Origin of the sequence: Micromonospora sp. NPDC047753 (assembly GCF_040642735.1) — a bacterium.
Taxonomy (GTDB): Bacteria; Actinomycetota; Actinomycetes; order Mycobacteriales; family Micromonosporaceae; genus Micromonospora.
Map to the genome: position 1 here is coordinate 1 of NZ_JBEYSL010000272.1, position 8,993 is coordinate 8,993.

At 72.4% G+C, this 8,993-nt stretch carries 10 protein-coding genes and 1 pseudogene; 7 read left to right on the forward strand and 4 right to left on the reverse strand.

Features of this window, described 5'->3' with window-relative positions:
* Positions 1 to 268 (forward strand): annotated as a pseudogene (locus ABZ749_RS21655) (TetR/AcrR family transcriptional regulator); the annotation flags it as partial.
* A gap of 40 nt (positions 269 to 308) precedes the next feature.
* Here the strand turns inward: ABZ749_RS21655 and ABZ749_RS21660 are convergent.
* Complete coding sequence (locus ABZ749_RS21660; RefSeq protein ID WP_357230343.1) at positions 309 to 1,106, reverse strand: hypothetical protein; 798 nt, start codon at positions 1,104 to 1,106, stop codon at positions 309 to 311.
* Between the two features lie 80 nt (positions 1,107 to 1,186).
* On the opposite strand from ABZ749_RS21660, the gene ABZ749_RS21665 reads away from it, so the two are divergent.
* The gene (locus tag ABZ749_RS21665) at positions 1,187 to 2,131 is read left to right on the forward strand and encodes a hypothetical protein (RefSeq protein ID WP_357230327.1); all 945 of its coding nucleotides are present in this window, start codon (positions 1,187 to 1,189) and stop codon (positions 2,129 to 2,131) included.
* Positions 2,132 to 2,206: 75 nt separating this feature from the next.
* Positions 2,207 to 3,013, forward strand: a complete 807-nt coding sequence (locus ABZ749_RS21670) for a sugar phosphate isomerase/epimerase (RefSeq protein ID WP_357230329.1) — start codon at positions 2,207 to 2,209, stop codon at positions 3,011 to 3,013.
* A gap of 29 nt (positions 3,014 to 3,042) precedes the next feature.
* Here the strand turns inward: ABZ749_RS21670 and ABZ749_RS21675 are convergent, their stop codons facing one another.
* The 3 genes from ABZ749_RS21675 to ABZ749_RS21685 are packed head-to-tail and all read right to left on the reverse strand — an operon-like array spanning position 3,043 to position 5,090.
* The gene (locus ABZ749_RS21675; protein WP_357230331.1) at positions 3,043 to 3,630 is read right to left on the reverse strand and encodes a CGNR zinc finger domain-containing protein; all 588 of its coding nucleotides are present in this window, start codon (positions 3,628 to 3,630) and stop codon (positions 3,043 to 3,045) included.
* A gap of 19 nt (positions 3,631 to 3,649) precedes the next feature.
* A complete protein-coding gene (locus ABZ749_RS21680) occupies positions 3,650 to 4,816 on the reverse strand; it encodes a glutathionylspermidine synthase family protein (protein ID WP_357230333.1) in 1,167 nt (388 codons plus the stop codon).
* A 1-nt stretch (position 4,817) separates the two neighbouring features.
* On the reverse strand, positions 4,818 to 5,090 hold the full coding sequence (locus ABZ749_RS21685; protein WP_357230335.1) for a hypothetical protein: 273 nt from the start codon (positions 5,088 to 5,090) through the stop codon (positions 4,818 to 4,820).
* 106 nt (positions 5,091 to 5,196) lie between these two features.
* On the opposite strand from ABZ749_RS21685, the gene ABZ749_RS21690 reads away from it, so the two are divergent.
* The 4 genes from ABZ749_RS21690 (at position 5,197) to ABZ749_RS21705 (ending at position 8,951) form a co-directional block, all read left to right on the forward strand.
* A complete protein-coding gene (locus tag ABZ749_RS21690; protein ID WP_091402747.1) occupies positions 5,197 to 6,117 on the forward strand; it encodes a proline dehydrogenase family protein in 921 nt (306 codons plus the stop codon).
* Positions 6,118 to 6,223: 106 nt separating this feature from the next.
* Positions 6,224 to 7,024: an alpha/beta hydrolase gene (locus tag ABZ749_RS21695; RefSeq protein WP_357230337.1), complete on the forward strand. Its 801-nt coding sequence runs from the start codon at positions 6,224 to 6,226 to the stop codon at positions 7,022 to 7,024.
* Positions 7,017 to 7,592, forward strand: a complete 576-nt coding sequence (locus ABZ749_RS21700) for a WHG domain-containing protein (RefSeq protein WP_357230339.1) — start codon at positions 7,017 to 7,019, stop codon at positions 7,590 to 7,592. Before ABZ749_RS21695 ends, ABZ749_RS21700 begins: the two co-directional genes overlap by 8 nt.
* A gap of 69 nt (positions 7,593 to 7,661) precedes the next feature.
* On the forward strand, positions 7,662 to 8,951 hold the full coding sequence (locus ABZ749_RS21705; protein ID WP_357230341.1) for a hypothetical protein: 1,290 nt from the start codon (positions 7,662 to 7,664) through the stop codon (positions 8,949 to 8,951).
* Positions 8,952 to 8,993 lie beyond the last annotated feature (42 nt).

An 8,993-nucleotide genomic window follows, 5' to 3' on the forward strand; every position in this document is an offset into this window, starting at 1 on the left:
CCACGGCTGCGCGTTCATCAACACCGCAGCCGAGTCGTCCGCCGCTGGGCCGGTGCACGCCCGGACGGTCGAGCACAAGACCGTGGTCCGTGCCTGGGTGACCGAGCTGGCCCGCCGGGCCGGCGCGGCCGACCCGGAACTGCTCGCCCAGCAGCTCACCCTGCTGCTGGACGGCGGGCTCGTCGCCGGTGTGCTGGACGGCGACCCCCTGATCGCCGACGCGGCCCAGCGCAGCGCTCGCACGCTTGTCGACGCCGCCTTGCGCTGAGCGACGACCGCCGGGGCAGCGGGAATGCTGCCAAGATCCGCTAGAGTTGGTCGGCCGGATGCGGGGCGACCATGCCCTGCTTCGTCCTGGTCGCGCACAGCTCGGCCAGCCGCTCGTAGGCGGCAGCGCCGATCAGCGCGGTCAACTCCGGGGCGTACGACAGGTACATCGGCTCGGTGCCGACGTGCGCGTCCGTCGAGGAGGTGCACCACCAGTCCAGGTCGTGCCCGCCGGCTCCCCAGCCCCGCCGGTCGAACTCGGACAGGGTGGAGACCAGCACCTTGCTGTCGTCCGGTCGCTTCACCCAGTCCTGATCGCGGCGGATCGGCAGTTGCCAGCAGACGTCCGGCTTGTATTCCAACGGGTGCACCCCGTCGCGCAGCGCCTGGGCGTGCAGGGCGCAACCGCCACCGCCGGCGAAGTCGGCGTCGTTGAGGAACACGCACGGAGCGTCGGGGCTCTGGGTGGCGGTGCGGCGGGCCGGGTTCTTGCCGTCGATGGTGTCCTCGTCGGTCCAGTTCTTGAACCCGCGCCGGAAGTGCTGCCAGGTCGACGGGGTGAGCCGCCGGACGGCGTTGCGAACCCGCTTCTCGTCGTCCGAGTCGGTGAAGAACGCGCCGTGCGAGCAACACCCGTCGGCGGCCCGGCCGGCGATGATGCCGTGGCAGCCCTTGCCGAAGATGCAGGTCCAGCGGGAGAGCAGCCAGGTCAGGTCGGCCCGGATCAGGTGCGTCTCGTCGGCCGGGTCGGTGAACTCGATCCATTCCCGAGGGAAGTCCAGCGGCACCTCGCGGCTGCGCGGGTCACCCGGGTCGTCCACCAGCACACGGAGCTCCATCGTCACTCGGCCCAGCGTACGCGCGGTGACGTCCGCAGGCCGGTGAGCCGCGCAAACGTGTTGCGCCTACTGTCTTCACCATGCGACTGGGTGTCCTCGACGTCGGATCCAACACGGTGCATCTCCTTGTGGTGGACGCGCACCACGGCGCACACCCGTGGCCCGCGCACTCCGAGAAGGTGGTGCTCCGGCTGGCCGAGCAGATCGGTCCCGACGGCGCGCTGACCGAGGCGGGCGCCGACGGCCTGGTCAAGGCTGTGGGCATGGCCAAGGCGGCGGCTGCCGGGCTGGACGCCGACGACCTGATCGCTTTCGCCACGTCCGCGGTGCGCGACGCCACGAACGCGGCCGAGGTGCTGGCCCGGGTCCGGGACGAGACCGGCGTACGCCTGGCGGTGCTCTCCGGGGCGGACGAGGCGCGGTCGACGTTCCTGGCAGTCCGGCGGTGGTTCGGCTGGTCGGCCGGCCGGCTGCTGGTGCTCGACATCGGCGGCGGCTCGTTGGAGATCGCCGCCGGCATCGACGAGGACCCGGACGTCGCGGTCTCCCTGCCGCTCGGTGCCGGCCGGCTGACCCGCGAGCGGCTGCGGGTCGACCCGGCGAGCGCGGCCCCGCCGTCGGCGGAGGCCGTCGAGAAGCTCCGGGAGTACGTGGACAGCCGGCTGGACAAGGTCGTCGACCAGGTCACCCAGGTCGGCTGGGACCGGACGGTGGCCACCTCGAAGACGTTCCGCACGCTGGCTCGACTCGCCGGGGCCGCCCCGTCCGGTGCCGGGCTGTGGGCGCGACGCAGCCTCACCCGGGCCGGTCTGCGGCAGGTGATCGGTTTCATCCGGCACATCCCACCGGCGCAGTTGATGGAGTTGGAGGGGGTGAGCACGGGTCGGGCCCACCAGTTGCTGGCCGGTGCCATGGTCGCCGAGGCGGCGATGCGCCGCCTGGATCTGGACTCGCTGGACATCTGCCCGTGGGCGCTGCGGGAGGGCGTCATCCTCCGTCGACTCGATCAACTGGAGCCGATCTGATCCGGCGGCCGTTTTCGGTCGGTTTGCCGGCGCTCGTCACGATGCCCCCGGCGCTGCCGGGCTACGCTGACTGATGTGACTTCCCGCGTTCCCGTGCTCCTGTCCAGCTCGTCGGTCTTTCCCGAGCCGACCGCGGCGGCGTTCCAACTGGCCGCTGCGCTCGGCTACGACGGCGTCGAGGTGATGGTCTGGACCGACGTGGTCAGCCAGGACGCGGGTGCGCTGCGCGGCCTCTCCGCGCACTACTACGTGCCGGTGCTCTCGGTGCACGCGCCCTGCCTGCTGGTCACCCAGCGGGTGTGGAGCCCGGACCCGTGGGAGCGCCTGCGCAAGGCCGCCGAGCTGGCCGAGACGCTGGGCGCGCCGACCGTCGTGGTGCACCCACCGTTCACCTGGCAGCGCGACTACGCGCGCAACTTCGCGGAGGGTCTGGCCACCGTCGCGGACCGGTTCACCGGGCTGCGCTTCGCTGTGGAGAACATGTACCCGGTGCGGATGGCGGGCCGGCAGTTCGTCCCGTACGTGCCCGGTTGGGACCCGACCGACGCCGGCTACCCGTCGTACACCCTGGATCTGTCGCACTGCGCGGCCTCGCACAGCGACCCCCTGGAGATGGCCGACCGGATGGGCGCCGGGCTGGCGCACGTGCACCTCGGTGACGGCACCGGCGAGGGCCGCGACGAGCACCTGGTGCCCGGGCGTGGCACCCAGCCCTGCGGGGAGCTGCTCTCCTCGCTGGCGGGCCGGGGCTTCACCGGGGCGGTGGCGGTGGAGGTCGCCACCCGGGGCGCGAAGAGCCGCGCGGTGCGCGAGGCGGACCTGCGCGCCGCGCTGGAGTTCGCCCGCCAGCACCTGACCGCGCCGTCACCTGTCGACGCCTGACCCGCCCGCCCACGACCGGGCGGTGTCGGTCAGCTGACCGGTGAGAGGGAGTCGGTGGCGGAGGTCTGCTGCGGAGCGACAGTCACCTGCTCGCCGACCGCCGCCCGCTTACGGGCCCGGTGCGCGGCGACGTGTGAGCGGGTGGCGCAGCGCTCCGAGCAGAACCGCCGGCAGCAGTTGGACGACGTGTCCAGGTAGACGTTGCCGCACCGCTCGTCGGCGCAGACCCCGAACCGGGCGCTGCCGTACTCGCAGAGCCAGACCGACAGCCCCCAGGCCGCGCCGGCCAGGTATTCGGCGCTGACCGAGGCGCCCCGGCTGGTCACGTGCATGTGCCAGTCGCTGGAGTCGTGCCCGGAGATGCGCGGCTGCACCGGGAACGCCTCGAGCAGCGCGTTCAGCTCGGTGACCGCCTGTGCGTCGCGCCCCGAGGTGCCGTACTCGAAGACGTCGCGCAACCGTTTCTGTGCCCGGCGGAAGATGGCAACGTCCCGGTCGGCGACCTCGTCGCGCATCCAGCCGTGGTCGTCGGTGAAGAGGGCCCGCAGGTCGTCGAGGTCGTCCAGGCGGGCGTTGACCAGGTCAACGCCGGTCCGGGCGTACGCGTCGAAGTTCACACCCCCAACGGTAGACGACTCAGCGGGTGCGCGGCGCGTCGATGTAGTGCGGCAGGAACCGCGCGTAGCCGTCAGTGATCAGACTGGCGCTCTCCCGCACGCCCACGCCTGCCGACTCGCCGTCGACGATCCAGCTGCCCAGCACCATCCGGTTGCCGGCGAACTGCGGCAATGCCCGGAACTCCTGGTAACACCAGCCCTCGTCGCCGTAGATCCCCGGGTTGGTGATCTCCTCATCGGCGGTGACGATGCGTACCGAACCGCCTTCGCGGCCGAGCAGCGGCTTGGCGACGTACTCCGGCATGCCGCGCGGCGAGTCGAGGTACGCCGGGAGCAGGTACTCGTGGCCGGGGTACAGCTCCCAGAGGACAGCGAGCAGCGCCTTGTTGGAGAGCAGCAGTTTCCAGGCCGGCTCGATCCAGGTGGTCGGGGTGCCCGGGGCCAGGGCCGCCGGCCCGTACGGCTCGGCCAGCATCCACTCCCACGGGTAGAGCTTGAAGCAGGTGGTCACCGGCCGGTCGTCGGCGTCGACGAAGCGTCGGCCGTCCCAGCCGATCTCCTGGATGGGTTGGAGCTCGACGCTCAGACCGGCCTGCCGGGCGGTCTCGGCGAGGTAGCCGGCGGTCATGTGGTCCTCGCCGGACTCCTCCTCGTTCGACCAGAGCACGTGCACCAGGGGGTCGTGCAACCCTGCCCCGATCTTGGCCCAGGCGGCGACCAGTCGCTCGTGCAGGCTGTTCCACTGGTCCAGCTCCGGCCGGGTCTGCTCCAGCCAGTACCACTGAATGATGCTCGCCTCGACAAGCGCGGTGGGGGTGTCCGCGTTGTACTCCAACATCTTCGGAGGCCAGGTGCCGTCGTACGCGAGGTCGAAGCGCCCGTACAGGGTCGGTGGCGCCTCCCGCAGCGACCGGGCCACCGCCTCGGCCGCCCACTCCGGGATGCCGAACTCGGCGTACCGGCGCTGCGTCACCACGTGCTCGGCGGCGGCCACCGACATCCGGTGCAGCTCCTCGGTGGCCTCCTCCAACCGCAGCACCTCGTCCAGGTCGAACGCGTACGCGGCGGTCTCGTCCCAGTACGACATGATCCCGCCGTCGGGCAGCTCGGTGTCGACGTAGACCAGACCCTGCGACCGGATGGTGGCGTCCCAGTCGGGGCGCGGCGTGACCGTCTCGCGGCGCACGTCAGCCGCCGCAGGCGGCGAGGTGGGTGCCGAATCCACCGCGTTCGGGCAGGGCGGCGGTGGTCGGCTCCGGGGCGGAGCGACCGGCGGCCGGGTCGCTGACCCGCATCGCCAGCGCGACGGTGCCGCCACCGCCGACCGGCCCGAGGGCGCAGTCGTCGTCATCGTCGTCGTCCGAGGTCATGTTGCAGCCGGAGAGAGCGAGCGCGAGAGCGGTGAGCGCGCCGAGCTGCACGGAGGCCGAGCGGAGTCGGCGGCGGGGGCGTTGTTCCACGGCATCGTTGTAGCCGATCGACGCCACCGCCGCCGCCCCGCCCCCGGGCCGAGGTGGCCCGGCCGCCCCTCGGCGGGGCCCCTCGCAGGGGCGTTACGCTCGGCTCATGCTCCGTTCCGTCATCCTCGCCGCCTCCCGGTCATCCCAGGTCGAGCGGCTCGTCGCGACTGCCCCGTACACCCGGGACGTCGTCCGCCGGTTCGTCGCCGGCGCCGCCACCGACGACGCGTTGCGCGCGACCCGCGGGCTCGTCGACGACGGCCTCGCGGTCACCCTCGACCACCTCGGTGAGGACACCGTCCGCCCCGAGCAGGCCACCGCCACCCGGGACGAATACCTGAAACTGCTGAAGATGCTCGGCGCCGCTGGGCTCACCCCGGCCGCCGAGGTGAGCGTGAAGCTCTCCGCCCTCGGCCAGATGTTCGACGAGCAGTTGGCATATGACAACGCACGGGCGATCTGCGCGGCGGCCGACGCGGCGGGCACCACTGTCACCCTGGACATGGAGGACCACACCACCACCGACTCGACGTTGGAGGTGCTGAGCCGGCTGCGCAAGGACTTCCCGTCGACCGGCGCGGTGCTCCAGGCGTACCTGCGGCGGACCGAGTCGGACTGCCGGGAGCTCTCCTCGGCCGGGTCGCGGGTGCGGCTGTGCAAGGGCGCCTACAAGGAGCCGGAGTCGGTGGCGTACCAGTCGGCCCGTGAGGTGGACAAGTCGTACGTGCGCTGCATGAACATCCTGATGTCCGGCGACGGTTACCCGATGCTGGCCACCCACGACCCGCGGATGATCGCCATCGGTGAGGACCGGGCCCGGTGGTTCGACCGGGGTCCCGAGCGCTTCGAGTTCCAGATGCTCTACGGCATCCGCCCCGAGGAGCAGGCCCGGTTGGCCGGCGAGGGCTACACGGTGCGCACCTACGTCCCGTACGGCGACGAGTGGTACGGCTACCTGATGCGCCGGCTCGCCGAGCGCCCCGCCAACCTGGTTTTCTTCGGCCGTGCCCTGATCTCCAAGAAGTAGATCCCCCGGTTCGGCCGACGGGCCGGCGGTGACCCCTCGGGTCACTGCCGGCCCGTTTCGGGTGTCCTGCTTGCCAAGCTTGGCTAAGTAGCTTAGCTTTAAGGCTATGACAGCTAGCCAGGTGCGGCGGGACGGTGGACACATCGCGTACGAGGCGCGGGGCGAGGGGCCGTTGGTGGTCCTCGCGCACGGCATGGGCGAGAACAGGGCGAGCTTCCGGCACCTTGTGCCGCTGCTGGTGGCCGCCGGTCACCGGGTCGCCTCGGTCGACGTCCGGGGGCACGGCGAGTCCAGCGCCGGCTGGCCCACGTACGCCCCGGCGGAGGTCGGCGCGGACCTGCTGGCCGTGGTCCGCGACCTCGACGCCGGTCCGGCCGTGCTGGTCGGCAGCTCGTCCGCCGCGGCGGCGGTGGTCTTCGCCGCCACCGACGCACCCGAACTGGTCACCGGCATCGTGCAGATCGGCGTGTTCGTCGGTCAGCCGAAGCTCAACCCGCTGCTGCGGATGGCGATGTGGTCGGTGCTGCACAGCCCTCGACTGTTCGGGATGTTCCACAACACCCTCTTCCCGGTGCACCGGCCCGTCGACGACGCGGCGTACCGCCGCTCGATGGTGGCCAACCTGCGCGAGCCCGGTCGGATGGCCGCGACGCGCGGCGTGATCGCACCGGCCGAGCCGCACTGGACCGCCCGTGCCCCGCAGGTGCGGCAACCGGTGCTGGTGCTGATGGGCTCCAAGGACCCGGACTTCCCCGACCCGGGAGCCGAGGCGCGGGCCGCCCGGCGGCTCTTCGGCACCGCCGAAGCTCGGATGATCGAGGAGTCCGGCCACTACCCGCACGCCGACCGGCCGCAACGCACCGCCGAGGAGCTGCTCGGCTTCCTGGCGGTGTGTGCCGGTGCCTAGGGTCGGCCTCAACCAGCAGACCGTCGTACGGGAGGCGGCCCGGCTGGCCGACGAGGTCGGCTTCCAGCAGCTCACCCTCGCCGCGCTCGCCAGCCGGCTCGGGGTGGCGCTGCCCAGCCTCTACAAGCACGTACGGGGGGCGGACGCGTTGACCCAGAAACTGGCCGCCCTGGCGACCGCCGAACTGGCCACCGAGATGACCACCGCCGCCGTCGGCCGCTCCGGTGGGGACGCGCTCCGGGCCATGGCGGACGCCTACCGTGGCTACGCCCTCCGGCACCCCGGCCGCTACCCGACCACCCAGCGGGTGCCGGACCCGGCCGACCCGGAACACGTCGAGGCCGGCGAACGCGCCGTCGGTGCCGTCTTCGCGGTGCTGCGCGGGTACGGGCTCACCGGGGACGACGCGGTGGACGCGACCCGCGCGCTGCGCAGCGCCCTGCACGGCTTCGTGACCCTGGAGGCCGCGGGGGGCTTCGGTCTGCCCCGTGACGTCGACCGCTCGTACCACCAGTTGGTCGCGAGCATGGACATCTCGTTCCGCTCCTGGCCGCGCACCGGCGGGTGAACGAGCCACCGGGCCGATCGGCCCGGGGCGGCCTCGCCGCGTCCAGGTAGTGGTCGTACCCTTCGGCGGGTGACTGACGAGGTGCAGCAGCCAGCACCGCGGCGGCTCTGGCCGCTGTGGACGGTGCTCGTGGTGGTCGTCCTGCTGCTGGGCTGCGGCCTGCCGGCGGCGCTCGTCGTCGGAGTGATCCGGGAGACAGGCTCGCGCGCCACTGTCAGCCGGGTCGGCGCCTCGGCGGCCGACGACCCGGCCACCGCCGTGGCCCGGGGGCTGTCCGACCGGATCACCGCCCAGCTCCACCGGCAGTCAGCGGCGCTCCTGGGCGGCGACCGCGCCGGGTTCCTCGCTGTCGCCGATCCCGCCGCCCACAACGACCTGCGCCGACGCTTCGCCGCACTGCGCGAGCTCAAGGTGACCGGCTGGCGGGCCGAGCCGAGTGGCCTGCCCGTGCCGATCATCGGCAAGCCCGGCGAGTGGCGGCTGCTGGTGCGCTTCCAGTACTGCTTCGTCACGCCGAACTGCCGGCCCAGCCCGGTGCTGATCGGCACCCGGTGGCGGGAGAACGGCGACCAGCCCCGGATGGTCGCCATGGAGGAATCCAAGTCGGTGGAGACCGGCACCCGACCGTGGGAGATCAGCGACCTGGCGGTCGCCATCGGCGCGCGGACCATCGTCGCCACCACCCCGGCCCTGCGCGGCAAGCTGCCCGGCCTGCTCGCGCAGGCCGAGGCGGCGGCGAAGGTCGCCGACGGGTACGCGGTGACCAGCTCACCGCCGGACCGGTACCGGATCTTCTACGCCGGGCGCACCGAGTGGCAACGCTGGTACGGCGGGGAACGTCCGGAATGGACCGGCGGTTACGCGGTGACGGTGGGCGGCGGCCACCACGAAGTGGTGCTCAACGCCGAAGGGCTCACCAACAGCGGCACCGACGACCTGCTGCGGCACGAGCTGACCCACGCGGCGTCGCTGCCGGAGCGCGGCTACCCGGGCAAGCTCACCTGGTGGTTGGTCGAGGGCCTGGCCGAGTTCGCCGGTGCCGGCGGCCAGGCGGTCGACCGGTACGAGGGGATCGCCGACGTGCGCAAGATGGTCCGGGGCGGCTGGGACGGCAAGTTGGAGGGCGTCAACCCCGCCGACGACGCCTCCGCCGAACGGGTCGCCGCCAGCTACGGCATCGGCTACCTGGCCGTTCGGCACCTCGTCGACAGGTACGGGCCGCTGCGGCTGCTCACCTTCTTCAAGACAGTGGTGCACGACGGCAGGACCATCGACGCGGCTTCCGAGAAGGCGTTCGGTGAGCAGTGGTCGACGCTGCACGACGAGTGCGTGGCGTACGTCCGCGCCACCGCCGCCTGACGCAGCTCGCAGGCGGTGCGGCGGTGCGCCGTACCATCGATG

Coding starts and splice junctions, on each gene's coding strand:
- ABZ749_RS21660 (WP_357230343.1), bottom strand. CDS start 1,106: ATGGAGCTCCGTGTGCTGGTGGACGACCCGGGTGACCCGCGCAGCCGC.
- ABZ749_RS21665 (WP_357230327.1), top strand. CDS start 1,187: ATGCGACTGGGTGTCCTCGACGTCGGATCCAACACGGTGCATCTCCTT.
- ABZ749_RS21690 (WP_091402747.1), top strand. CDS start 5,197: ATGCTCCGTTCCGTCATCCTCGCCGCCTCCCGGTCATCCCAGGTCGAG.
- ABZ749_RS21695 (WP_357230337.1), top strand. CDS start 6,224: ATGACAGCTAGCCAGGTGCGGCGGGACGGTGGACACATCGCGTACGAG.